Genomic DNA, 25616 nt, shown 5'->3' on the forward strand with positions numbered 1-25616 from the left:
CCAAAGCCGAGAGCACACTCCGCAAAAGCAAAAAATTAGCTTTTGCGGAGTGTGCCCATGACCAGCCTTGCTTCCAACCGTGGCAGCCTGATTTTTCTGGCGATCACCTTACTGAGTTTTCTCGCCGCTTCTACAGCGCCGACGCCGTTGTATCACCTGTATCAGGATCAACTGCACTTCTCGGCAGCGGTGCTGACCCTGATTTTCGGCGTGTATGCGCTGAGTCTGCTGGCGGCGCTGCTGACGGTCGGATCGCTGTCCGATCACCTGGGACGTAAACCGGTGATTTTCACTGCCGTGCTGCTCAATGCGCTGGCGATGTTGCTGTTTATCAGCGCGGACAGTGTTGCCTGGTTGATCAGCGCCCGCGTGCTGCAAGGTTTCGCCACCGGCATGGCCACCGCTGTTTTGAGTGCGACACTGCTCGACACCGATCGCCAGCAAGGGCCGTTGATCAACAGCGTCGCTCCGTTGCTCGGCATGGCGCTGGGTAGCATGGGCTGTGGCTTGCTGGCCGAATTCGCCCCGGCACCGTTGCAACTGACTTACTGGCTGCTGCTGGCGCTGTTTGTGCTGCAGGCGGTGTATGTCTGGCGTCTGCCGGAAAGCGTCACTCCACAAGCCGGGGCCTGGGCTTCGCTGCGGCCAACCCTGCATGTGCCGGTTCAGGCGCGTTCGACCCTGTGGCGTGTGCTGCCGCTGAACACCGCGACCTGGGCCCTCGGCGGCTTTTTTGCCTCACTGGCGCCGTCGCTGGTGCGCACCGCCACCGGTTCGACTTCGAACCTGATCGGCGGCGCGACCGTCTCGGCGTTGACCGTGACCGGGGCGCTGATGATCTTCACTTTGCGTAATCGTCCCGCCGGCAAAGCCCTGCAAATCGGCGCCAGTCTGCTGCCTATCGGCGTGCTGCTGATTTTGCTTGGCGTGCACAGCGCCAGTCTGGCGCTGTTTTTCCTCGGCACACTGGTCGCCGGTTGCGGCTTTGGCTCGGGTTTCCTCGGCGCGGTGCGCAGCCTGGTGCCGCTAGCCCTGCCGCATGAGCGGGCCGGTTTGATGTCGGCGTATTACGCGCTGAGTTATCTGGCGTTCTGCCTGCCGGCGTTGCTGGCTGGGCATTTGACTCGCACCTACGGTTTGCTGGTGACCACCGACGGCTACGGCGCCGGATTGATCGTCCTGGCCGTCGCCGCGCTGTTGCTCAGCCTGCGCCCGCAAATGGTCGAAGCTTGCAGCGCTCCATAAACGTCGTGGTTTCAGTTACCTTTGGCCGGCCTTCTTTTCACGGATCGACCGATGAAGATTATCCGCAGCAAGTCGTTCACCGCCGAGCGTGCCTGGGGTGCGCTGGACATCGCCAACATGAACGGCATCACCACGCGCCTGCACTGGACTGATCAGCCGTACAAATGGCACGTCAACGATGGTGAAGAAGTGTTCGTGGTGCTCGATGGTCAGGTGCAGATGCGCTATCGCGAACAGGGTGAAGAAAAGCAGGTGCTGCTTGAGGTTGGCGATATCTTCTACGCCTCGGTCGGCACCGAGCACGTGGCGCATCCGAAGGGCACGGCGCGGATTCTGGTGGTCGAGAGCGAAGGCAGTGTTTGACCGCTTATCTGTTAAGTAGATAACAGATAGAGAAATTACCCGTTATATAGATATTCGATTCGGTTCTACCATGGACTCAACCTCACCAGAGGACAGGAGTTCATGATGACTTGCCCCAACATTGCCAAACCCGGCATCAAACCGTTCAGCCAGCTTCAGCATCCGCGTGAAGTAATTCGTCAATTCACCCCGAACTGGTTCGCCGCGACCATGGGCACCGGCGTGCTGGCCCTGGCGTTGGCGCAATTGCCGGTGGCGATCCCCGGGTTGCACGCCGTGGCCGAAGGTTTGTGGCTGTTCAACATTCTGTTGTTCACCCTGTTTACCTTCGCTTATGCCGCGCGCTGGATTTTATTCTTCGATGAAGCGCGGCGGATCTTCGGTCACTCCACCGTATCGATGTTCTTCGGCACCATTCCCATGGGCCTGGCGACCATCATCAACGGCTTTCTGCTGTTCGGTCTGCCACGCTGGGGCGAGGGGGTGATTCATCTTGCCGAAGTACTGTGGTGGCTCGACGTGGCGATGTCGCTGGCCTGCGGCGTGTTGATCCCCTACATGATGTTTACCCGCCAGGAACACAGCATCGACCAGATGACCGCGGTCTGGCTGTTGCCGGTAGTTGCAGCGGAAGTGGCAGCGGCCAGCGGTGGCTTGCTCGCGCCGCATCTGGCTGATGCCCATGCACAACTGGTGGTGCTGACCACCAGCTACGTGCTCTGGGCATTTTCCCTGCCGGTGGCGTTCAGCATTCTGACCATCCTGCTGCTGCGCATGGCCCTGCATAAACTGCCCCACGAAAACATGGCCGCCTCAAGCTGGCTGGCCCTCGGCCCGATCGGTACCGGTGCGTTGGGCATGTTGCTGCTGGGCGCTGATGCACCGACGATCTTCGCCGCCAACGGCCTGCCAGGCATCGGTGAAATCGCTGCGGGCCTCGGGCTGGTCGCCGGCATCACCCTGTGGGGCTTCGGCCTGTGGTGGATGTTGATGGCGCTGCTGATTACCGCGCGTTATCTGCGTGACGGCATTCCGTTCAACCTCGGCTGGTGGGGGTTCACCTTCCCGCTGGGCGTGTATTCGCTGGCGACCCTCAAGCTCGCCAGCACGCTGAACCTCGGTTTTTTCAGCGTGGTCGGCTGCATGCTGGTGAGCCTGTTGGCGGTGATGTGGCTGATCGTCGGTAAACGCACCGTGCAAGGCGCGTGGCGCGGGGAGTTGTTTGTCTCGCCGTGTATTGCAGGTTTGAAGCAATAACCTGAAAAGTTTAGGTAAGGTGTGGCCTGGATCGCCGATCGAGATTCCAATAAGCAGATCCAGGCCATTCTCTACCGACCTCAGGGAAACACGGAAGATGAGTCACCCCTCACAGTTCAACCTGCTTCGCACCCGGCGCTTCCTGCCGTTTTTCATCACGCAGTCGCTGGGCGCGTTCAACGACAACGTGTTCAAGCAATCGCTGATCCTCGCCATTCTGTATCGGCTGACCATCGAAGGTGACCGTTCGATCTGGGTCAACCTGTGTGCGCTGCTGTTTATCCTGCCGTTCTTTCTGTTTTCGGCGCTGGCCGGGCAGTTCGGGGAAAAATTCGCCAAGGACGCGCTGATCCGTCTGATCAAACTCGCGGAAATCGCGATCATGGCCGTAGGATCGATCGGCTTTCTGTTCGATCACCTGTCGCTGATGCTGGTGGCGCTGTTTGCCATGGGCACGCATTCGGCGCTGTTCGGGCCGGTGAAGTATTCGATCCTGCCGCAAGCGTTGCGTGAGGATGAACTGGTCGGCGGCAATGGTCTGGTGGAGATGGGCACGTTCCTGGCGATTCTCGCCGGGACCATCGGCGCCGGGATCATCATGTCCTCGACACACTACGCGCCACTGGTGTCGATCGCGATTGTCGGCATTGCGGTGCTGGGTTATCTCGCCAGTCGCAGCATTCCGCGCGCTGCCGCCGCATCGCCGGAAATGCGCCTGAACTGGAATATTTTCAGCCAGTCCTGGGCCACGCTGAAGCTCGGGCTGGGCCAGACGCCTGCGGTGTCGCGCTCGATTGTCGGCAACTCGTGGTTCTGGTTCGTCGGGGCGATTTACCTGACGCAGATCCCGGCCTACGCGAAGGAATGGATGCACGGCGACGAAACCGTGGTGACGCTGATTCTCACGGTGTTCTCGGTGGGGATTGCGCTGGGTTCGATGCTTTGCGAGAAGCTTTCCGGACGCAAGGTCGAGATCGGTCTGGTGCCGTTCGGCTCGTTCGGTCTGACCGTGTTTGGCCTGCTGCTGTGGTGGCATTCCGGCGGAATCCCGGAGAGCGTCACCGGCCACAGCTGGACCGAAGTGCTGGGCTTTGCGCATACCTGGGCGGTGCTGGTCGACATTCTCGGCCTCGGTATTTTTGGCGGTTTCTATATCGTGCCGCTGTACGCGCTGATCCAGTCGCGCACCGCCGAAAACGAGCGGGCGCGGGTGATTGCCGCCAACAACATTCTCAACGCCCTGTTTATGGTGGTCTCGGCGATCGTTTCGATCGTGTTGCTGAGTGTGGTCGAACTGTCGATTCCGCAGCTGTTCCTGGTGGTGTCGCTGCTGAACATCGGCGTCAACGCCTACATCTTCAAGATCGTCCCCGAGTTCAGCATGCGATTCATGATCTGGCTGCTCAGCCATTCCATGTACCGCGTCGAGCACCGCAACCTTGAGGCGATCCCGGACGAGGGCGCGGCGCTGCTGGTGTGCAACCACGTGTCGTTCGTCGATGCGCTGCTGATTGGCGGTGCGGTGCGTCGGCCGATTCGCTTTGTCATGTACTACAAAATCTACAACCTGCCGGTGCTGAACTTTATCTTCCGCACGGCGGGAACAATTCCGATTGCCGGACGCAACGAAGACACCCAGATCTACGAAAAGGCCTTCACGCGGATTGCCCAGTATCTGAAGGACGGTGAGCTGGTGTGCATCTTCCCCGAAGGCAAGTTGACCACCGATGGCGAGATCAACGAGTTCAAGGGCGGGCTGACGCGGATTCTCGAAGAAACCCCGGTGCCGGTGATTCCGCTGGCGTTGCAGGGGTTGTGGGGGAGTTTCTTCAGTCGCGATCCGAACAAGGGCTTGTTCAAACGGTTGTGGTCGCGGGTGACGTTGGTGGCGGGTTCGGCGGTCGAGGTTGAGGCGGCGCAGCCGGCGAAATTGCAGGGGATGGTGGGGGCGTTGCGCGGGGCAGTCAGATAGTCGCTGACTTCAAGGGACCCTTCGCGAGCAAGCCCGCTCCCACATTTGAAATGCATTCCAGTGTGGGAGCGGGCTTGCTCGCGAAAGCGGTAGTGGCCTAAGCGCTGACCTTGAGCCCGATTAATCCGGTAACGATCAACGCCACACTGGCCAGCCGAATCAGCGCCATCGACTCACCAAACAGAATGATCCCGGCAATCACCGTGCCCACGGCACCGACCCCGGTCCAGATCGCATAAGCTGTACCCAACGGCAATTCCTTCATTGCCAGACCCAGCAGGCCAAGGCTGATGGCCATGGCCGCAACGGTCAGGACAGTGGGGAGCGGGCGGCTGAAGCCGTCGGTGTATTTCAGGCCGACGGCCCAGCCGACTTCGAACAGGCCGGCGAAAAACAGAATGATCCAGGACATGAGAGACCTCCATCGATTGACGGGGCCGTCCCCGGATTGATAACTCGATCGAGCCGCAGGGTCGTCCCCGCGTAGCGCAACAGTCTGCCGAGCATCAACCCGGGGATCAAGTTTCCCGCTCAGTCGGCCGGCTGCTGTGCCAGCGTTTCACGGTCTTGTTTCTCGCTCATGCGCCGGAACCAGGTCGAAAGCAGCGCCCCGGAAATATTGTGCCAGACGCTGAACAACGCGCTCGGCACCGCCGCCAGCGGCGAGAAATGCGCACTGGCCAGCGCGGCGCCCAGCCCCGAGTTCTGCATGCCGACTTCCAGCGCCAGCGACTTGCGCTGCGCCAACGGCAACTTGAACAGGCGTCCGGTGAAGTAGCCCAGCAAATACCCGAAGCTGTTGTGCAGCATCACCACGGCCATGATCAGCAGGCCGGATTCGGCGATCTTCGTCTGACTGGCGGCCACTACGGCGGTGACGATGATCACGATGCTGACCACCGACACCAGCGGCAACACTCCCACCGCGTGGCGCACCTTGTCGCCGAGCACGCGTTGCGCGACCACGCCGAGCACGATCGGCAGCAGCACCACTTGCAGAATCGACCAGAACAATTCCATGAACGACACCGGCAACCACGCCGAAGCCAGCAGCCAGATCAGCGCCGGGGTCAGCAGCGGGGCGAGGAGGGTGGTGACGGCGGCAATCGCCACCGACAGCGCCAGATCACCGCGGGCCAGCCAGGTCATGACGTTGGAAGAGGTGCCGCTTGGGCAGCAGCCGACCAGAATCACTCCGACCGCGATTTCCGGTGGCAGGTGGAAAATCTGGCAGAGCAACCACGCCACACCGGGCATGATCACGAAATGCGCGACCACGCCCAACGCCACGCGCCACGGATGGCGGGCGACGGCAGCGAAGTCATCGAGTTTGAGGGTCAGGCCCATGCCGAACATCACCAGCCCCAGCAGCGGCACGATCGCGCCCTTGAGGCCGAGGAACCACGCCGGTTGCAGAAACGCGATCACGGCGAAAATCAGAACCCAGTAAGCGAAGGTGTTGCCGACAAAGCGGCTCAGTGCAGCCAGTGCGCGCATGGCCTGATCCTTATTATTAGTTACACCACAAAACCAATTGTGGGAGCGGGCTTGCTCGCGAAAGCGGCGGGTCAGCCAAGTTAATGTTGAATGACACACCGCTTTCGCGAGCAAGCCCGCACCCACATTGGGATTTCACAAGGGTTTTAGATCCCCTGCGGCGTCTCTTCACCGCCCAACGCTTCCACCAGTGCCGGCAGGAAGTCGCCGAAGGTCAGCATCATCAGGGTGAAGCTGGCGTCCAGTTGGCCCAGCGCTTCGTCGCCACCGTCCTGTTCCGCCTGATCCTGCAGCAGGTCTTCGAATTTCAGGCGTTTGACGGTCATCTTGTCGTCAAGCATGAACGACAGCTTGTCCTGCCAGGCAAGCGACAATTGGGTGACCACTTTGCCGGTGCTCAGGTGCAGCTGGATTTCTTCGCTGGTCAGGTCCTGACGCTTGCAACGCACGATGCCGCCGTCTTCGTGGGTGTCGCGCAACTCGCACTCGTCCAGCACGAAGAAGTCCGGGGCCGCTTGCTGGGTGGTGACCCATTCGGTCATCACCGCGGTCGGTGCGGTTTTCACGGTCAGCGGACGCACGGGCAGGGTGCCGAGCACTTCACGCATTGTGGAAAGCAGGTCTTCGGCACGTTTCGGGCTGGCCGAGTTGACCAGAATCAGACCCTGTTTCGGCGCGATGGCGGCGAAGGTCGACGAGCGACGAATAAAGGCGCGCGGCAGGAACGCCTGGATGATTTCATCCTTGATCTGATCGCGTTCCTTCTTATAGACCTTGCGCATCTGCTCGGCTTCGATCTCTTCGACCTTTTCCTTGACCGCGTCGCGCACGACGCTGCCCGGCAGAATGCGTTCTTCTTTACGCGCAGCGATCAGCAGGAAGTCACCGCTGACGTGCACCAGTGGCGCATCTTCGCCTTTGCCGAACGGCGCGACGAAACCGTAGGTGGTCAACTCCTGGCTTGCACATGGACGCGCCAGTTTGGTGGCCAGTGCAGTTTCCAGCGCCTCGGCATCGACAGGCAGGTCTTGGGTCAGGCGATAGATAAGCAGGTTTTTGAACCACATGGGGTGAGTCTCTCCTTTATACAAAGGGGGGCATTATTGTCTTCGCCGGGTCATAGGCCAACCCTTCTCTAAGCCTTTGGAAGGCCTGAGAAAATTAATTAAAAAAGTGCTTGCCAGAGGTTGGGGCGCTCCGTAGAATGCGCGCCACACCGAAGCGAAGGGTGATTAGCTCAGCTGGGAGAGCGTCTGCCTTACAAGCAGAATGTCGGCGGTTCGATCCCGTCATCACCCACCATTCGTTTCAAGTGTTTAGCGCAGCGGTAGTTCAGTCGGTTAGAATACCGGCCTGTCACGCCGGGGGTCGCGGGTTCGAGTCCCGTCCGCTGCGCCATATTCGGTAACTTGGACCACTGAACGCCAGGTCACCACGGAAAAACCCGCTGAAGCGGGTTTTTTTCTGTCTCAAGTTTGTACCTTGTTCCATCGGGGTTGTGTCGTTTCACCGGTTTTCGGATTTTTTGAAAAAAACTTCAATTAAATCAACACATTACGAAAACTTGTGGCATAATGCGCCCCGTAACGAAGCGAAGGGTGATTAGCTCAGCTGGGAGAGCGTCTGCCTTACAAGCAGAATGTCGGCGGTTCGATCCCGTCATCACCCACCATTCGTTTCAAGCGTTTCGCGCAGCGGTAGTTCAGTCGGTTAGAATACCGGCCTGTCACGCCGGGGGTCGCGGGTTCGAGTCCCGTCCGCTGCGCCATATTCGGTCACCTGGACCCACTGAACGCCAGGTCACCACAGAAAGCCCGCCAAGTGCGGGCTTTTTGCTGTCTGCGATTTGTGAAATCACTCGATCTCCTCTGTAGGAGCTGCGGCACGCTGCGATCTTTTCATCTTGCTTTTAGAGATCAAAAGATCGCAGCCTCGTTTCACTCGACAGCTCCTACAGAGGAATTCTCACTGTTCGGCATTGCGGCTATGCCGATAATCGCTCACCGCCTCATACACCGCTTTACGCAAGCGGTTGATCCCGCCAATCGGTCGGTGCGCTTCGATACCAAACCACGGGTTGAACGACAGGTTGTCACACGCCAGATTCAATGCCGGTGTGTCGAAGTCCTGCGCAGGCAGGGTAATCCGCGCCACGGTTTCGAACGGTGAATCCTGCTCGCGCCATTCGATGCTGGTGTCCTCGATCGGCATGTACTTGTTCGCATCCTGACGCTGAATCTGCAGCACAAAACACGCCGGCACCCGATCCGCCGACAGTTGCTGGTTCAAGGCGTTGCGCAGGAAATTCGGCAGGTCATGGTTTTGCGGGGGCAGGGCATATGCCGGGCAATTGTCCGGATCCGGCGCAACGCGAAACTTTGCATTGGCCTCACCGAACTTGTAGGGCGATACCGAAAAGTACGTAGTCCCGGTCGGGCTGTCCGGCGCTGGCGACAGGGTCGCCAAGGCGATGAACAGGTGGCGGATTTGCCAGGTGCGCGGATCCCAGCCAGGAAAGAACGCCATGATCTTTTTGCCATCAGCCTGAGCCGCCACATTCTGACGATACTCGGCGACATCGCTGACAAAGAAATTCGGGTGGCTGAACATCACGAAGTCTTGCTCGCGGCGCTGCTGACGATCGCCGAGCAATGGTTTGCCGGGCACATCCAGCAGCTTGATCGCCATGCCTCGAGCGTCGCGGATGCTGTCGAACTGCGGGTAGGCGTTGCCATTGGACAGGCGAATCATCGCCTGCCAGGTTTTGCCCGGTTCGCTGAACACCCCTTGGCGCAACGCTGGTGCCAGTTCCGGCAGCACCGTCACTTCGGCTTTCACGCAACCATGGGCCTTGGCATGCGCGTCGCGCAGATAACGCGTGCTTTCGCGATGTTGATCGACGATGCGTACGGCGGTCTGGATCACGTCCTGGGTCATCGCCGCTTCACCGGCGGGAATCTGTTCCTGCGCCGACACCGGGCCACCCTGCTGCCAGGCGAACCACGCGCTGGCGATGGCCCAGCCCAGCAGGCCGACAATCAGTAATGCCAGCAGGGCTTTGCCTAGCAGGCGCCCCAGCCACAACCATACGCGGGCGAACATCGACGGTCTTTTATACGGGTCGATCCTCATGGCAATTGCGCCTCCAGTGGTCCGCCCAGTACTTTCAGGTATTCCAGCAAGGCCCAGCGCTCCTCTGGTTGCAGCAGTCGGCCGATGACCCCATTGCCGCGCTCGCCGGCGCGGAATTCATGACCGCTGTTGTGGTTGCCGCTAATCCGCGTGTCGAACAGAAAGCCATTAGTAAAGGCTTCGGTGCGATACCCCAGATGGCGCGGGTCGTATTCGAACGAACCTTTATAGAACGTCGTGGCGCGCTCATCCTGCGGTGACAGCAGTTGATAAATACTCGGTACCGAACCGTTGTGCAGAAACGGCGCGGTGGCCCAGATGCCGGCCAGCGGCCTGGCCCTGTACGCGACCTTTTCGCGCACGCCGATCGGCAGGCCGAAACCGTCGAGTTGTGGCTTTTCCTGCGGGGTGACGCCAGCCTCGCGATAGGCGCGGTTCTCGACGAACGCGGTGACGTAGGCCAGGCCCTTGGCGATCGATAACTGGCTCAGATTCAGTGGTTCGGTGGGCGTCGGATGCAACTTCACATCCATCTGCTCCAACTCCTTCAGGTCCCATTGCAGCGGAGACAGGTCGAAACGGTGGGTGGCAATGTTGGTCGCGGCATTCGGATCGGTGCCGATCACCTCCACCGGCAGCATGTGCAAATGCTGCACCCAGCGCTCGCCCTCCTGAGTCTTGCGCGGCACGTGGCAACCGGCGCAGTTCTCCTCAAACAGGGCGCGGCCCTTGGCGGCCAGCGGTTTGTCGATGGCGCCCAGGACATCCTCCGGCCAGGCCGGCGGTTGCAGGCGTTGCAGGGTTTCTTCGATTTCATGCAGATCGCGCACGCGCACACTTGAGGCATAACGCGCATCGCCCTGCAGTGGCTGACCGTTGCTGTCGAAGAAATTCAGCGTGGCGCCGACCCCCAGTGCCTCACCGATGTTGCGCGCCATCGGTTGCTGCGCCGAGCCGTTCCACTGCACCCAGTCGAACGTCCACATGTCCCACAGTTGCGGGTAGTCCACCGGTGCGTTGGCCACGCGGTAGTTCGCGGGGGAGATCGCGTCGCCGAAGGTGGCGTTGGCGATGCGGCCGAACGCATCGGTGCGCCCCGGGCCTTCTTCGGTCGGGTAGAGGCCGCGATGCGTGTCGTTCCATGCGACTGTGAGGAAGGTGTTCAGCGATTGCTTGAAGTCTTTGCGCAGTTGTTCGCGGCGCGCCTCGTATTCATCGCCCAGAACATTTCTGGCGAAGCGCTCGAATTTCCACGGGTTGTAGTAAGTCGAGGCCAGACTCGCGACCAATGCCTGTCCGAAACTGCCACCGCGTAATGTAGGAACACTGGAAGGCAAGACATGCTGCGCCGAACCGCCGTCAATTCGTACGGCCTGGCCTTTGAAGCGTAATTCGCCGGTGTGACAGGCGGCGCAGGTGATATCGAGATATTGCTCCGTGCCGCCGGGATTCGGGTGGCGGGTGAAGCCGACGGGCAGGTTGCCGGGGTTGTTCGACGTGGCTTTCTGCTGCGGATCAACCAGAAAACCGAAGCGTGCGAGGTATTCCGGGGACGCGAAACGCTGCTGCGAGAAGGGCAGTTCCAGCGCCTGGAACCATTCATAGCGCAGGCCTTTGACCTGCGTGCCTTGCGGGGTGAAGTAGTAGGTCTGGCGTTCCTCCTCGCTCCACTGCTGCAGGTAATGCACCTGTTGGGCGGGGGTATAGAAGGGCAATTTCGGATTGGCGACGTAGTACAGAACCACTGCCAGGACGAGGCCCAGCAGCACAATGATCAGTGCCAGCACACGGTATAAGAGGCGCAAGATAAACATCCTTGTCGAGTTGTTGCCTCGTTATGCCCCAGCTATTGCTGGTGCGGCAAGTGGCCATTACGCCAACTGTCGTAGGAAGTCTCATCAGTCGTTGTCAGCTCCAGATGACAGAAGCTTCATCGTCCCTTGGCCCGAATGCGTTTTAATCCCTGAACTTATCAGACATTTCCTGCTCTCATGCCGGTAGCCATTGGTCGTGGCGGCCTGATAAGCTCGCGGCTTTACTCGATTGCCCTTTCGGCGCATGAACAAGGAAATAGCATGAAACAGCATCGGTTGGCGGCGGCGGTAGCCCTGGTTAGCCTGGTCCTCGCGGGTTGTGATTCGCAGACCAGCGTAGAGCTGAAAACCCCGGCGCAAAAAGCTTCCTACGGTATCGGCCTGAACATGGGCAAGAGCCTTGCTCAGGAAGGCATGGATGATCTGGACTCCAAAGCGGTAGCCCAGGGCATCGAAGATGCCGTTGGCAAGAAAGAACAGAAGCTGAAAGACGAAGAATTGGTTGAAGCCTTCGCCGCGCTGCAAAAGCGTGCTGAAGAGCGTATGGCCAAGATGAGCGAAGAGTCGGCAGCCGCCGGCAAGAAATTCCTCGAAGAAAACGGCAAGAAGGCCGGCGTGACCACTACTGCTTCCGGTCTGCAGTACGAAGTGGTCAAGAAAGCCGACGGCCCACAGCCTAAGCCTACCGACGTCGTGACTGTTCACTACACCGGCAAGCTGACCAACGGCACCGTGTTCGACAGCTCCGTTGAACGCGGCAGCCCGATCGATCTGCCGGTCAGCGGTGTGATTCCGGGTTGGGTTGAAGGTCTGCAACTGATGCACGTTGGCGAGAAGTACAAACTGTACATCCCTAGCGATCTGGCTTACGGCGCGCAATCGCCTAGCCCGGCAATCCCGGCCAACTCGGTTCTGGTCTTCGACCTGGAACTGCTGGCCATCAAGGATCCAGCCAAAGAAGACGCCGCCGCCAAGTAATCGGCTGTAGCTTCGACGACAACGCCTCGCTTATGCGGGGCGTTGTTGCATCTGGACGATGCTGGCGGTAAACAGAGCGAACGGATGGCGCTTACAGCAGTCCTAGAGATTGAGGCCGCCAGCGCTAGACGCCCTGAGCCGCCAAGTCAATGAAATATTGGGGTTTTTTATGTGAGTAAAAAACGCCCGATCTGAGCGCGGCCCTTATAAAACGGGGCTTGCAGCGCTGAAATGCAGCTCTGTTCACAAGGTTATCCACAATTTGTGTGGATAACATTTCAACGGGAGAAATAGATGAAAGCGCCGTGGAATTTCGCCCGATTTCTGCCCCTCGCCGGTCGATTGCTGGCGCGTGGCCGTCTGCCGACCCTGTTGTTCGCGGTGGCGAGCAAAGGTGCCGCGCAGGGTAATCGTCTTGGCAAACTCAAGGATGATCTGCGCTTGCTCCAGGCGCTGTGCCTGGCTTACTGGCGTGGCGAATACCGGGCGATCAGCCCGAAGGCCATCGTCTCGGTGGTGGCGGGCCTGATGTATTTCCTCAGCCCGGTGGATGCGATTCCGGATTTCATCCCGATGTTCGGTATGCTCGATGACATCGCTGTGCTGGCCTGGCTGATGAAAACCCTCGACGACGAACTCGCTGCGTTCCGCCTCTGGCGCAACCGCCAGCAGCCGGAAAAACTCGCAGTGGTCGAGCGCCTGCCTGATACCCCCGAGCAACTTCAGCTTCAGGGCCCGAAAAAGCCCTGATTCACCTCGCCTGCAGACAGATAGATACCCCCCGCGACCTTGGCCGCTGTTAGGATTACACTTCTAGGGAAAAGTGCCGACTCGCTAAGTGTTGTTGTCCTACGGGGTAGTCATGGATATTCAGATAATTGCACGCGATGGCGAACCCGAATATGCGGTTCTGCCATGGGTCCAGTATCAGGCTCTACTGAAAGCAGCAGGCATCAACGAAACACCGCAGCAGCAGGCGCCAGCGCCGGCCGCCGCAACGCCAGACCCGATTCTTCCAGGTCTGGATCAACTACGCAGTTTGCGCGAAGGGAAGGGCATCGCCATTGAGGCGCTTGCCCGCACGGTAGGCATCAGCCCGTCTTATCTGGCCATGATCGAAAGCGGCGAGCGTCAACCTGACGCCGCGATTCGTCGCAGCCTGGCCTGGGAACTGACGGTGCCGGGTTGGAGGGATGAATCGTGAGCGTACGCATCAGTCGTCAACATTGGGACGGATTGCTGGGGGAGCTGGATCAGGCGCGCAGGCAGCGCCATCTGTTGACCTATCGAGCCTTGCTCGAACGTTTGCAACTGCCGACGCCGGCGATGCAGACGCTGACCGCGGCACTTGAGCATCTGGCCGCACTCGACGCGAAGGCCGAGCAGCCATTGCGCAGTTCGCTGGTAATCAGTCAGGGGGCCAGCCGCTTGCCACGTACCGGCTTCTTTGAATGTGTCGAGCGTCTTGGACGCTTTTCCGGGCCGTCCGATGGCGTTGCGGCTGCCTCCTGGCATGCGTCGGAAGTGGTCAGGGTTTTCGAATACGAGTACCCGGAATCGGCGGAGGCCTGAGTGTTCTTACGACTCAAGGCGTCGGCCAGTTACTGGTTGGCCCGTAGGCTGTTTCACTGGTCGTGGTTTGTTCGCCAGCCCAGAGGCTGGCGCTGGCTCGAAGGGCAGTTTGCGCGCATGGCCAATCTTGGCGATGTCGGCGCGCAAAGCTTTTATGGACACATTCTGACGTTTCGCGGGGTTGGCCTGGGTGCCCGTGAAGAGGGTGTGCGGCTGTTGCGTCTGGCGGCGCTCGCCGGCGATGGCAAAGCGGCTTATCAAGTCGGCGTGATCAGCTTGGCCGGTACTCTGAGCAAAGCGCCGGACCCGGCAGAAGCGGCGCGCTGGTGGACGCTGGCCGCCAAGGCCGGTCACCCGTTGGCCGAGCTCAAGCTCAAAGAGTTGAGCGCTCGGGATTAAACCCGGTAAATCATTTTGTATCGCTCGATAAACGTGGCGTGAGGGAAACCTCACGCCACGTTTGCGTTTATCGCTATACGTTTTGTAGTAATTGGTCTTTTGCAGATTAGTCCTACAGCAAACGCCTACTCGCCTGACTTCTTTCCTGATTGATCCCCCGCAAAGTCCCCGCGCCTAATTTTTGCGCGAGGGAACGCTCATGTTTGACCCGGTTTTTCATTCCACCCCGCATCGTTGCGTGCGCTGATGGAAGCCGTCAGCCGTATCGAGCAGGAACTCGACAGCTTTCCCGACACCCTCAGCCTCTATCGCCAGCAACTTGAACACTGGCTCAGCGGAGCGGCCGACCAGGTCAGTCATGCGACGGATCTGCCGTCGCTGATGGGCATGGAGCGGGTCATCCGCTTTGGTGATCGCGTCACGGCGGTCAGCACGGGCGACAGTGAGTTTGCCTCCGGAGTCGTGCAGTGCCCGAAAAACGGGGTGCTGGCGATCGAGAGCAAATTCGAGTCGGTGTACGACATTCCGCTGGGCGACATCGTGGTGGATGTGGTCGCGGTGGATGATGGCCAAACCTCCCCCGTCGCACTTGATGCGCTAGGCCGGGGAACATTCAGCGGTACGCCAGGCAAGTTCTATCGCGTGCAGGTGCACAGCGACGTTACCCCGGAGCAGATCGAGGCACTGTTCCAGTCCTACGACGGCTTGACCGGCGAGCTGGATGGCTGGCTGCGCAGCGAGTGGCAGGGGTTCAAGCCGCAGTGGTCGCAGTCGGTGGCGACGGCGGTGGGCAACGGCATGCTCGCCGGGAGTTGGGCGGCGATCGAGGGGGTGTGGGACAGCCTCGGCATGCTGTCGGAGATTCTGCAGGATCCAGGGGCGTTTGCCGATCGCCTTGGAAGCGGCGCGGTCGATCTGATCCGCCTCGCAGAATCAGCTCCGGATGTCATGCAAAAGCTGCAGTTGCTGGTCAGCGATGAGGCGGCGCTGTGTTTGCTGCTGCGCAGTGCGAGTCTCTGGCTGGAGATGCTGCCGCCCAGTCAGATCGCCGGCAAAACCGCTGAAACGGCGTCGATGATGATCGTGCAGGTGCTGATCGATGTGCTGATCGGCGTTGTGTTGACATTCGTCGGGGCTGGCGCAGGAATCGCTTATCTCACCCTACGCCTGGCGGATCGCGCCGCCCAGTTGCTCTCGGTTGTGAAGCGCCTGGTCAAGGCGATGTTCGGCATCGTCAACACGTTCATCCATTACGTCGATCAATACAAAACTGTCGCCGCGCGGGGCATTGCCGCCGGAGTGAAAAAGGGCCGCATGCAACTGCGCTGGGATGCGAAACGCAATGCCGCCCTGAAGAAAAACGAGCATCACGACGACGCTCCCGATCAAGCGCAAAACCCCAACGGTGACAGCGCCGACTGCGCGCCGCTGACCTGCACCAACGGCTGCCCGGTGTCGATGGTCACCGGCGAAGAACTGCTGACCCTGAGCGACGGCACACTGGATGGTTTGCTGCCGTTCGAGTTCACCCGGTTGTATCGCACCAGCGCGGTGGAGATCGATGTCGGGCTGGGGTTTGGCTGGAGTCACTCGCTGGCGCATCGGCTGGAGTTCGATGGCGAGGCGGTGGTCTGGGTCGATCACGAGAACCGCCGCACGCGGTTTCCGTTGCCCAGCGTTGAGCGCCCGGCGATTCACAACAGCCTGTCGCGGGCGGCGATTTTTCTCGGGGATGAGCCGGAGGAACTGATCCTCGCGCTGGCGGGAGATGTGGCGCGGTTTTATCACTTTCGTGCCGGGCGGTTGGTGTCGGTCAGTGATGCGTATGGTAATCGGCTGACGGTGCATCGCGATTTTTCCGAGCGTGTGCAGCGCCTGGATAACGGGGCCGGGCGGTCGTTGTTGTTGCGCTATGACCGGGCGCATCTGGTCGCGGTTGATTACCAGGTGCTTGAGGCTGATGGCTGGTGCACCGAGCAAACGCTGGTCAGTTATTGCTACGACGCGCGTCAGCGTTTGTTGGCCGCGACCAACGCCGTCGGTGACAGCGAGCGTTACGACTACGACGATCAGCACGTCATCCTGCAGCGGCAACTGACCGGCGGCGCGAGCTTTTTCTGGGAGTGGGAACGTTCCGGCAAAGAAGCGCGCTGCGTGCGGCACTGGGCGTCGTTCGCGCAGATGGACACGCGTTACGTCTGGGCCGATGACGGCAGCGTCGCGGTGCACTATGTCGATGGCAGCGAAGAAACCTACGTCCACGACGACAGTGCGCGACTGGTGCGCAAGGTCGAGGCCGATGGCGGTGAGCACCTCAAGGTTTATGACGATCAGGGCCGGCTGATCGCCGAGCAGGACGCGCTGGGTGCGGTTACCGAGTATCGCTACGACGACGTCGGACGGCTGATCGCGCTGCTTCCGCCGGACGACGAGCCAACGTCCTACGAGTATCGCAACGGTTTCCTGCACAGCCGTTCTCGCGGCGAGGCGGTCTGGACGTTTCGGCGCAACGCCGAGGGGGATGTCACCGAGGCGGTCGATCCCGACGGTCAGGTCACCCATTACTACTACGATACGCGCGGGCAGTTGCTGTCGATCCGCTACCCGGACACCAGCCGGCACAAGTTGTCGTGGAACGACCTCGGCCAACTGATCGAGGAAACCCTGCCTGACGGTGGTGTGCGGCGTTTTTCCTACGATGCGCTGGGGCGGCGGACGACAACCCAGGACGAGCACGGCGCGATCACTTGCCAACAGTGGGACGCTGTTGGCCGACTAATTCAGACGACCTTTCCTACGGGCGCCACCCGCGCCTACAGCTACGGCGCCTACGGCCAGGTCACTGCCGAACGCGACGAGCTCGGCCACATCACCCGCTACGAGTATGACGACGACCTGCACCTGGTCTCGCGCAAGATCAATCCCGACGGCACGCGGGTGCAGTATCGCTACGACCATGCGCAACTGCTGCTGACGGAAATCGAGAACGAATCCGGGGAAAAGTACCGACTGGACTACACGCCCACCGGACTGATCCGACAGGAAACCGGCTTCGACGGCCGACGCACCGCTTACGCCTACGACCGCAACGGGCACCTGCTGGAGAAGACCGAGTTCGGTGATGACGGCTCAACGCTGGTCACCACTTACGCGCGTGATGCGGCCGGGCGTCTGCTGCTGAAAACCCTGCCCGACGGGGTTGAGGTGGCTTACACCTACGACCGCCTGGGCCGTTTGACCGGGGTCGATGACGGTCAGAAACATCCACTGGCCTTCGAATACGACCTGCAAGACCGGCTGATCACCGAGCATCAGGGCTGGGGCACCCTGCGTTATGTCTACGACGCCTGCGGCCAGCTCAAGCGCCAGCGTCTGCCGGACAACAGCAAGCTCGATTACCACTACGCCAAGGGCGGCGCGCTGACGGCTATCGACCTCAACGGCACACGGCTGACCCGCCACGTCTATCAGTCCGGTCGCGAACAACAACGCCAGCAAGGCCTGCTGCACAGCGATTATGCCTACGACGATCAGGGCCGTTTACTCGCCCACGCTGTAGGTCATCAGCACGAATCGCTGTACCGCCGCGATTACGCCTACAGCGCCAACGGCAACCTCGAGCACATTGCCGACAGCCGTCACGGCCAGCGCACCTACGGTTACGACGCCCTCGACCGCTTGATCCGCGTGCGTCACTCGCGCGACGAACTGCCCGAATCCTTCGCCCACGACCCGGCCGGCAACCTGCTGATGCAGGACCGTCCCGGCCCGACCCGGATCAAGGGCAATCGCCTGCTGATGCAGGGCGACCGGCACTACGACTACGACGCCTTCGGCAACCTGATCCGCGAACGCCGTGGCCGCGACCAGCAACTCGTCACCGAATACCGCTACGACTGTCAGCACCGCCTGATCGGCCTGACCCGCGCCGACGGCCAAACCGCGACCTACCAATACGACGCCTTCGGCCGGCGCATCCGCAAAACCGTCGACGGCCAGACCACCGAGTTCTTCTGGCAAGGCGACCACCTCGTCGCCGAAAGCAGCAAAACCCACCACCGCAGCTACGTCTACGAACCCGGCACCTTCCGCCCGCTGGCGCTGCTCGACGGCAAAGGCCCGAAAAAGGCCTGCCCGTTCTACTACCAACTCGACCACCTCGGCACGCCGCAGGAACTGACCGATTACAGCGGCGAAATCGTCTGGTCGGCGCAATACGACGCCTACGGCAAAGTCGCGGCGATCACCCTGGCCGGCGAGGACTACCTGGATCAGCCGCTGCGCTTTCAAGGGCAGTATTTCGATGCGGAAAGCGGGCTGCATTACAACCGGCATCGGTATTACGACCCGAGGTTGGGCAGGTATCTGACGCCGGATCCGGTGAAGCTCGCAGGTGGGTTGAATCAGTACCGGTACGTGCCGAATCCGACGGGGTGGGTGGATCCGTTGGGGTTGAGCTGCACCTGTCCTCCGCCGACACCGCGCCGTCCGATGCGGTACGAGGCGGGTCGTGCAGTCGTCGAAGAAGGAGCGCCTCCACTGCCGAAGATGACAGCGCAGGAGCGGCGGGCGAGGCTTGATGAGGTGGCAGAAGAAAATGCTCATCGGCGTTTGGATGAAATGGAGAAAGCCATACAAGATGCACACTTCTTAGAAAAACATGGCAAACAGACCACACTAGCTTCTCAGCAGGAACGCTCATTAACGGGAAGAAATCCAACAACTGGAATTATTGAGGTTTATACCAATGGGAGACGAGCAGGGCAGCCAAAAATACCCAGTGCGGCTACTCATTTTTTTAGCTATCGAGATCAACTTAACGCCATACATCGTGCACAGCTTATTTTTAGACGGAACGGTCAAATCGCGTCCAAAGAATCTATGAATATGGGGAAAGTTGTTGGCGAGGGATACAAAAGAGGGGGAGTCATTTATGGACAGCAAACACATGCGGTAGTAGTTCTCAATAGAGCAGCTGAGCCGATAACCTCTTATACGGAGTTTGTGAATTGAAACGTAAGCCTGAATATTTTGTTTTACGTGGTCTGCTTTTTCTATTTGATATAGAAAATACTCATGATGACGCTCGTGAAAAAATCATCGTCTCGAAGAATGTCAATGACAAGCAAGAGCTTTCTGAACTGTTTGATATTCTTATGAAACCTGAGTTTCTTTATTATAGTCTTGAGGAGCGAGAGTGGTGTATTGACACACTAAAGTACTATTTGGAAGCTGGTGATAGCTTTGATGAAGTATTTACAAGAATAACTACTTATTTTGATGAGGACGTCGAGGACCAGCGTCAGTTCATGCAGGTTTTGTTGAGGTGTTTATTGAAGTATCACGTGGATGATTCAGATATGCGGTAAGAACGAAACAGCTGGGCTAATTCAACTGACCCCTTCGCGAGCAAGCCCGCTCCCACAGGGGATGATGTTGTTTGGGGAGTCAGCGTTGGCCAATCAGTTGCGGAGGTTGAATGTCGGGGGCAGTAAGACTATCAATCACATGCACGCTATACCCCGGAACATTCTTCGCATGATGCTTCGCCTGCGAAGCCATTTCCGCGAGTTGGCTGGCATCCAGTTCTGCGCAGGCCTCGGGGTGCAGGTGGACTACGCCGATCGATAACGAGAGCAGCGGAAACTCCTGCCGTACGCCTTGGCGGTTCGGCGCGATGAAGCAGCCGGCCTCCAGGTGTTCCGGGCGATAGAAGCGTCGGCATTGGCTCTGGAAGTCGTCGAGCAGTTGGTTGAGGCGTTTGCGCCAGTCTTCCGGGCCGAGCACCAGCAGGAAGTCGTCGCCGCCGATGTGGCCGACGAAGTCGCGGGACGGGTCGACGCGTTCGTTCAGACATTGCGCGAGGCACAGCAGGACTTCGTCGCCACGGCCGTAGCCGTAGATGTCGTTGAAGGGTTTGAAGCTGTCGATGTCGACGTAGCAGATGATCGATTCGCGGCCCTGTTGCAGCAGGCGGGTCAGGCATTGCTGGATCGGCACGTTGCCGGGCAGCAAGGTCAGCGGGTTGGCGTAGCGCGCCTGCTGGATTTTCAGTTCGGTGATCAGTTTGAGCACGTCGATCACCCGACCGAGGCCGAGATAACCGCCGTTGAGGGTGATGATGAAATCTTCTTCGATACGCTGTCGGGCGCGGCTGGTGATCAGGCGGCTGACCTGTTGCAGCGACTGGCTCATTTCCACGGCGAGGAAGTCGTCGTTCATCAGGCGGCTGATCGGTTTGCGCGCGAACAGGTCGGTGGCGAACGGTTTGAGCAGTGCTTCGGACAACGAATGGCGATGGACGATGCCGCACGGCTGGCCCTGTTCGTCGAGCACTGCCAGTGAATTCAGATTGGCCTGGCGGCGGAAGGCTTCCAGCACCGTAGCGGTTGGTGTGTCGCGATGCACCGCCGGTTGGTCGTTGAGCAGGGCGCTGAGGTCGCTGCCTTCGTCGTTCAATGCCACGGCGCTGCTGTCGTGTTTCGGCATCAAGGCCCGGGCATCGCGGGGTGGATGTTCCTGTGGACGACCGAGCAAGTAACCCTGCACCAGATCGACGCCCATCTCGGTCAACACTGCCAGTTCTTCCGGCAACTCGATCCCCTCGGCAATCACCTGCGCCCGCGAGGCCTTGGCGATCTGCAGGATCGAGCCGACGAACTCGCGCTTCAACGCGTCCTGATGAATGCCGTCGATGAAGTGGCGGTCGATCTTCACGTAATCCGGGCGCAGCTCCGACCACAGGCGCAAGCTCGAATAGCCGGCACCCAAGTCATCCAGTGCGATGGAAAAACCCATCGCCCGATAGTGATGCAGCGCGGTTTGCAGCAACTGGAAGTCGTCGATCGGCGTCTGTTCGGTGAGTTCGATCACCACCTGACTCGGCGGAATGCCGAAGTCCTGCAACAGCTGCAGAGTGCGCCCCGGTTGGTGCGCGGCTTCGAGTAGGGATTCCGGAGAGACGTTGAGGAACAGCTTGCCCGGCAGTTGCTGCTCGTTGAAACGACGGCAGGCAGACTGGCGGCAGGCAATCTCCAGTTCACTCAAGCGGCCGGCTTGACGCGCCACGGCGAACAACGCGATAGGCGAGTGCAGAGGGCTGTTGGACGGGCCGCGGGTGAGGGCTTCGTAACCGAGAATGCGACGCTCGGAGAGACAGATGATCGGCTGGAACAGACTGTGCAAACCGCTTTGAGTCAGGATCGAGCTCAAGGCACTCAGCTGTTCGGTCGTGGTCATGGCAATCTCTGGCAAAAAAAAAGGACTGGGAGCGCTCCCGATGAAGAGAGTCGCTCCCAGTCCTTTATTTCACGACAGAATGATGACTGTTTGATGACGCTCCGGAGAGCGTCAGCACTAAATTGCCATCATCTTACTTCTTGGCCACCTGATTGCTCAGCTTCAGGTAATCCAGCAGCACGCGCCCGGTTTCGCTCAGGTAGGCGTCGTCTTCTGGTTTGACCTTGTCCGGCTCAGCCGCAGCCAGCGCGTCTTCATCTTCTTTCTTCAGCTCTTTGAGCGGCTCTTCGCCTTTGGCTTTGCGACGGATGTTTTCCATCGCCAGTTGCTTGGCGTCGATGTCCGTGTGCTGGGCACGGCGGTCGGCTTCGTTGAGGCTGACGGTTTTTTCTTCCATCAGCTTCTGCGCCAGGGCCAGCTTGTCGCGGATGAACACGAACTCGGCGTCCTTGGCGGTACGAGCGTCATGCTCGGACTTGAGCTGTGCCAGGTATGGCTTGAACGGATCGGAGGCCGGCTTGATCGCTGCCTTGATGGTGTCCCACGGCATGGCTTCCGGCAGGGCGCTTTCGCCGATTTCCTTGGTGTCGATGATCGACGGGTAGTCGATGTCCGGCAACACGCCCTGATGCTGGGTGCTCTGCCCGGAAACCCGGTAGAACTTGGCCAGGGTCAGTTTCAGTTCGCCATGGTTCAGCGGCTGAATGGTCTGCACGGTGCCTTTGCCGAAGGTCTGGCCACCGATGATCAGTGCGCGATGGTAGTCCTGCATGGCGCCGGCGAAGATCTCCGATGCCGAGGCGGACAGGCGGTTGACCAACAGTGCCATCGGGCCTTTGTAGAACGCGCCCGGGTTTTCATCTTCCAGCACATCGACGCGGCCATCGGCGTTACGCACGAGGACGGTCGGGCCCTTGTCGATGAACAGGCTGGTCAGCTCGGTGGCTTCCTGCAGGGAGCCGCCGCCGTTGTTGCGCAGGTCGATGACCACGCCGTCGACTTTCTCTTTCTGCAGTTCGGTCAGCAGCTTCTTGACGTCGCGAGTGGTGCTCTTGTAGTCCGGATCACCGGCACGGAACGCCTTGAAGTCGAGGTAGAACGCCGGGATCTCGATGACACCGAGCTTGTAGTCCTTGCCGTCCTGTTTGAGGTTCAGCACGGATTTTTTCACCGCCTGATCTTCAAGCTTCACCGCTTCACGGGTGATCGGCACGATCTTGCTGGTCTGGTCGTTCGGCGCATTGCTGGCCGGAATCACTTCCAGGCGCACCACGGTGCCTTTCGGGCCGCGAATCAGCTTGACCACTTCGTCCAGGCGCCAGCCCACCACGTCGACCATCTCTTTGTTGCCCTGGGCAACGCCGATGATCTTGTCGGCCGGTGCGACCTGCTTGGTCTTGTCGGCCGGGCCTGCCGGCACCAGACGCACGACTTTCACCTGATCGTTGTCGCTCTGCAACACGGCGCCGATGCCCTCCAGGGACAGGCTCATGTTGATGTCGAAGTTCTCCGCGTTATCCGGCGACAGATAGTTGGTGTGCGGGTCGTAGGACATGGCGAAGGTGTTGATGTACGCCTGGAAGATATCTTCCGCGCGGGTCTGGTCCAGACGCGCCAACTGGTTTTTGTAGCGCTTGGTCAGGGTTTCCTGAATCTGCTTGGAATCCTTGCCGGCGATCTTCTGCCGCAGCACTTCGTCCTTGACGCGTTTGCGCCACAGGTCGTCGAGTTCAGCGGTGGATTTGAGCCAAGGGGCGTCCTTGCGATCGATCAGCAAGGTTTCCTTGGTGGTGAAGTCCATCTTGTCGACGCCCTTGTTCAGCTCTGCAATGGCGAAGTCCAGGCGCGCCTTGACGCGATCCAGATAGCGCTTGTAGATGGTGAACCCGGCGTTGAGGTCGCCGCTTTTGAGGAAGTCGTCGAACTGGGTCTTCCACTTGTCGAATTCAGCGATGTCGCTGGCCATGAAATAGCTGCGCGACGGGTCCAGCAGCTTGATGTAGCTGTCGTAGATGATCACCGAGCGCGCATCGTCGAGCGGCGGCTTGCTGTAGTGGTGACGCTTGAGCAACTCGACGACGTTGAGGCTGGCGATCACTTCGTCGCGATCAGGCTGCAACTTGTCCCAGCTGTTGGCTGCGAATGTAGTGCCCGACACCGGCAACAAACCGATACCGATGAAAAGAGCGAGGGCGGTGCTGGGGAGCAGATGCTTCATGCTGATTCGACGCGGGGACAATTGATAACGCATATTAGGCCGTCTTTGAAGTCGCCGGTTCTACGAGAGCCGGTCGCATAATGCAAAAAGCCCGGCGCTACAGCTTCGGGCTCAGTCCAGACTCACTATGGAGGCACTGTGAAGGCATTGCAAGGCGTTGAAGGTCAAGTGGCATGGGTTGAAGAGCCGAGCCCGGCGTGTGATGTAGGACAAGTGCGCATTCGCGTGGCGGCTGCCGGCCTCAATCGCGCCGATTTATTACAGAAAGCCGGGCTTTATCCACCGCCGCCAGGCGCCAGTCAGGTGCTCGGTCTGGAGTGTTCCGGGGTGATCAGCGAAGTCGGCGCCGGCTCGTCCTGGCAGGTCGGCGACCGGGTCTGCGCCTTGCTGGCCGGGGGCGGGATGGCTGAAGAGGTGGTCGTCGACGGACGGCACGTGCTGCCGGTGCCCGAGGGCGTTTCGTTGATCGAAGCCGCGGCATTACCTGAGGTTTATGCAACGGTCTGGCTCAACGTGTTTCAACTGGCGGCGCTGAAACCGGGCGAGAAAGTTTTGCTGCACGCCGGTGCGAGTGGAATTGGTTCAGCCGCCATTCAGCTGTGCAAGGCGTTCGGCAACCCATGTTGGGTCAGCGTCGGTTCGGCCGAACGTCTGGCCTACTGCGAAGCGCTCGGCGCCCAAGGCGGCGCGGTGCGCAGCGATGATCTGGAGAGCCTGCGCGACTTCGGGCCGTTTGACGTGATCCTCGATCCGGTCGGCGGCAACTACGCAGCGCTGAACCTCAAGCTGACCGCGCTCGACGGGCGTTGGGTGTTGATCGGCCTGATGGGCGGGCGTGAGGCGAAACTGGATCTGGCACAGGTTCTGGCCAAGCGCGTGCAGTTGCTTGGTTCGACGTTGCGCAGTCGTGATGATCAGTTCAAGGCGGATCTTTTGAGTGATCTGGGGCAACAGGTTTGGCCGCTGTTTGCCGAAGGGCGGTTGAGTCCGCAACTGGCGAAAGCCTACCCGGTAAAAGACGCCGAAGCGGCGTTTGCCGAGCTGGCGAGTAATACGGTTTCGGGGAAAGTGGTGTTGGTGATTGACGACAGCCTCACCTGAAAACACAAACCCCTGTGGGAGCGGGCTTGCTCGCGAAAGCGGTGAATCAGACACGAACTTATCGACTGACACTCCGCCTTCGCGAGCAAGCCCGCTCCCACATTTGGATCGATGTTTAGCCGGATTTTTCGGCAAGCTCCTTGCCACAGTCAATAATCCATATTTGGATCTTTGGTTATTTCCAGAGATGGATCGGCCAGCCTGCTTTTTCGGCATGCTCCAGCAGCACCGGATCCGGATTCACCACATGCGGGAAATCCACCTTCAGCAGCAACGGCAAATCATTGCGTGAGTCGGAGTAGAAACTCGCGCCTTCCAGATTCTCTTCCTCGGCGTCCAGCCATTCCAGCAGGCGGGTGATCTTGCCTTCGCGGTAGGTCAGCGTGCCGACGGTCTGGCCAGTGTAAACGCCGTGCGCGACCTCCAGCTCGATGCCGAGAACTTCGTCGATGCCCAGGCGCTCGGCGATCGGTTTGACCAGGTGCGTGCCGGAAGCCGAGATCACCAGGATCCGGTCGCCGGCCTTGCGGTGAGCGGCGATGGTTTTGGTGGCGTCGCTGAAGATGATCGGTTCGATAAAGTCTTCCACCCACGGGCCGACCAGGTGTTCGACTTCTTCCGGGGTACGGCCGATCATCGGTTCAAGGCTGAACGCCATGAAATCTTCCATGCGCAATTTGCCATGGCTGTAGGCATCCATCAGCTCGTTGTTCTTGCGCATGAACGACTCGGGATCGACCCAGCCCAGGCGCCCCATCTGCTCGCTCCAGAGGGTGGCGCAGTCGCCGTGGATCAGGGTTTCGTCCAGATCAAAAATTGCCAGGGCCAT

At 59.8% G+C, this 25616-nt stretch carries 20 protein-coding genes and 4 tRNA genes; 16 read left to right on the plus strand and 8 right to left on the minus strand.

Annotation, left to right across the window (positions count from 1 at the left end; all coding sequences use genetic code 11):
* Positions 1 to 57 precede the first annotated feature (57 nt).
* From ACS4NR_RS02815 to ACS4NR_RS02830, 4 genes are all read left to right on the plus strand, one after another.
* Positions 58 to 1245 (plus strand): MFS transporter, encoded by a 1188-nt coding sequence (locus ACS4NR_RS02815; protein ID WP_456019039.1) that lies wholly within the window; start codon positions 58 to 60, stop codon positions 1243 to 1245.
* A 51-nt stretch (positions 1246 to 1296) separates the two neighbouring features.
* The gene (locus ACS4NR_RS02820) at positions 1297 to 1608 is read left to right on the plus strand and encodes a cupin domain-containing protein (protein WP_456019040.1); all 312 of its coding nucleotides are present in this window, start codon (positions 1297 to 1299) and stop codon (positions 1606 to 1608) included.
* Between the two features lie 105 nt (positions 1609 to 1713).
* Entirely contained in the window at positions 1714 to 2865 is a 1152-nt protein-coding gene (locus ACS4NR_RS02825) for a TDT family transporter (protein ID WP_115987173.1), read from the plus strand.
* A 97-nt stretch (positions 2866 to 2962) separates the two neighbouring features.
* A complete protein-coding gene (locus ACS4NR_RS02830) occupies positions 2963 to 4837 on the plus strand; it encodes an MFS transporter (protein WP_456019041.1) in 1875 nt (624 codons plus the stop codon).
* 97 nt (positions 4838 to 4934) lie between these two features.
* Here ACS4NR_RS02830 and sugE read toward each other — a convergent pair whose 3' ends face one another.
* The 3 genes from sugE to rdgC form a co-directional block, all read right to left on the minus strand.
* Positions 4935 to 5249 (minus strand): quaternary ammonium compound efflux SMR transporter SugE, encoded by a 315-nt coding sequence (gene sugE, locus ACS4NR_RS02835; RefSeq protein WP_095139452.1) that lies wholly within the window; start codon positions 5247 to 5249, stop codon positions 4935 to 4937.
* Between the two features lie 119 nt (positions 5250 to 5368).
* On the minus strand, positions 5369 to 6334 hold the full coding sequence (locus tag ACS4NR_RS02840; RefSeq protein ID WP_456019042.1) for a bile acid:sodium symporter family protein: 966 nt from the start codon (positions 6332 to 6334) through the stop codon (positions 5369 to 5371).
* Between the two features lie 146 nt (positions 6335 to 6480).
* A complete protein-coding gene (rdgC, locus tag ACS4NR_RS02845) occupies positions 6481 to 7401 on the minus strand; it encodes a recombination-associated protein RdgC (RefSeq protein WP_003223096.1) in 921 nt (306 codons plus the stop codon).
* 159 nt (positions 7402 to 7560) lie between these two features.
* Between rdgC and ACS4NR_RS02850 the strand changes: the two genes are divergently transcribed.
* From ACS4NR_RS02850 to ACS4NR_RS02865, 4 genes are all read left to right on the plus strand, one after another.
* Positions 7561 to 7636, plus strand: a tRNA-Val gene (locus ACS4NR_RS02850).
* A 19-nt stretch (positions 7637 to 7655) separates the two neighbouring features.
* Positions 7656 to 7732, plus strand: a tRNA-Asp gene (locus tag ACS4NR_RS02855).
* 198 nt (positions 7733 to 7930) lie between these two features.
* Positions 7931 to 8006, plus strand: a tRNA-Val gene (locus tag ACS4NR_RS02860).
* Positions 8007 to 8025: 19 nt separating this feature from the next.
* Positions 8026 to 8102, plus strand: a tRNA-Asp gene (locus ACS4NR_RS02865).
* A gap of 197 nt (positions 8103 to 8299) precedes the next feature.
* Here ACS4NR_RS02865 and ACS4NR_RS02870 read toward each other — a convergent pair.
* Positions 8300 to 9466, minus strand: coding sequence for a catalase family protein (locus ACS4NR_RS02870; RefSeq protein WP_456019043.1), 1167 nt, complete (start codon positions 9464 to 9466; stop codon positions 8300 to 8302).
* On the minus strand, positions 9463 to 11271 hold the full coding sequence (locus ACS4NR_RS02875; RefSeq protein WP_456019044.1) for a di-heme-cytochrome C peroxidase: 1809 nt from the start codon (positions 11269 to 11271) through the stop codon (positions 9463 to 9465). Before ACS4NR_RS02875 ends, ACS4NR_RS02870 begins: the two co-directional genes overlap by 4 nt.
* Positions 11272 to 11541: 270 nt before the next feature.
* On the opposite strand from ACS4NR_RS02875, the gene ACS4NR_RS02880 reads away from it, so the two are divergent.
* The 7 genes from ACS4NR_RS02880 (at position 11542) to ACS4NR_RS02910 (ending at position 19598) form a co-directional block, all read left to right on the plus strand.
* Positions 11542 to 12258 carry an FKBP-type peptidyl-prolyl cis-trans isomerase gene (locus ACS4NR_RS02880; RefSeq protein ID WP_007950433.1) on the plus strand — a complete coding sequence of 239 codons (717 nt, stop codon included), beginning with the start codon at positions 11542 to 11544 and terminating at the stop codon, positions 12256 to 12258.
* 294 nt (positions 12259 to 12552) lie between these two features.
* Positions 12553 to 13008: a YkvA family protein gene (locus tag ACS4NR_RS02885; RefSeq protein WP_095139456.1), complete on the plus strand. Its 456-nt coding sequence runs from the start codon at positions 12553 to 12555 to the stop codon at positions 13006 to 13008.
* Between the two features lie 112 nt (positions 13009 to 13120).
* Positions 13121 to 13462, plus strand: coding sequence for a helix-turn-helix domain-containing protein (locus ACS4NR_RS02890; RefSeq protein ID WP_027613366.1), 342 nt, complete (start codon positions 13121 to 13123; stop codon positions 13460 to 13462).
* Positions 13459 to 13830 carry a hypothetical protein gene (locus ACS4NR_RS02895; RefSeq protein ID WP_003223109.1) on the plus strand — a complete coding sequence of 124 codons (372 nt, stop codon included), beginning with the start codon at positions 13459 to 13461 and terminating at the stop codon, positions 13828 to 13830. Before ACS4NR_RS02890 ends, ACS4NR_RS02895 begins: the two co-directional genes overlap by 4 nt.
* Entirely contained in the window at positions 13831 to 14229 is a 399-nt protein-coding gene (locus ACS4NR_RS02900; protein WP_456019045.1) for a sel1 repeat family protein, read from the plus strand. It begins immediately after the preceding gene.
* Between the two features lie 246 nt (positions 14230 to 14475).
* Positions 14476 to 19242, plus strand: a complete 4767-nt coding sequence (locus ACS4NR_RS02905; protein ID WP_456019046.1) for an RHS repeat-associated core domain-containing protein — start codon at positions 14476 to 14478, stop codon at positions 19240 to 19242.
* On the plus strand, positions 19239 to 19598 hold the full coding sequence (locus ACS4NR_RS02910; RefSeq protein ID WP_456019047.1) for a hypothetical protein: 360 nt from the start codon (positions 19239 to 19241) through the stop codon (positions 19596 to 19598). The genes ACS4NR_RS02905 and ACS4NR_RS02910 overlap by 4 nt, the downstream gene beginning before the upstream one ends.
* A gap of 79 nt (positions 19599 to 19677) precedes the next feature.
* Here the strand turns inward: ACS4NR_RS02910 and ACS4NR_RS02915 are convergent, their stop codons facing one another.
* Together ACS4NR_RS02915 and ACS4NR_RS02920 are read right to left on the minus strand one after the other, a co-directional pair.
* Entirely contained in the window at positions 19678 to 21468 is a 1791-nt protein-coding gene (locus ACS4NR_RS02915; protein WP_456019048.1) for a bifunctional diguanylate cyclase/phosphodiesterase, read from the minus strand.
* Positions 21469 to 21601: 133 nt separating this feature from the next.
* Positions 21602 to 23686 carry a carboxy terminal-processing peptidase gene (locus ACS4NR_RS02920; protein WP_166495534.1) on the minus strand — a complete coding sequence of 695 codons (2085 nt, stop codon included), beginning with the start codon at positions 23684 to 23686 and terminating at the stop codon, positions 21602 to 21604.
* Between the two features lie 138 nt (positions 23687 to 23824).
* Between ACS4NR_RS02920 and ACS4NR_RS02925 the strand changes: the two genes are divergently transcribed.
* Positions 23825 to 24787, plus strand: coding sequence for a zinc-binding dehydrogenase (locus tag ACS4NR_RS02925; RefSeq protein WP_456019049.1), 963 nt, complete (start codon positions 23825 to 23827; stop codon positions 24785 to 24787).
* 175 nt (positions 24788 to 24962) lie between these two features.
* On the opposite strand, the gene ACS4NR_RS02930 is transcribed toward ACS4NR_RS02925, so the two are convergent.
* Entirely contained in the window at positions 24963 to 25616 is a 654-nt protein-coding gene (locus ACS4NR_RS02930) for an HAD family hydrolase (protein ID WP_456019050.1), read from the minus strand.

This window comes from Pseudomonas sp. JQ36 (assembly GCF_053851495.1).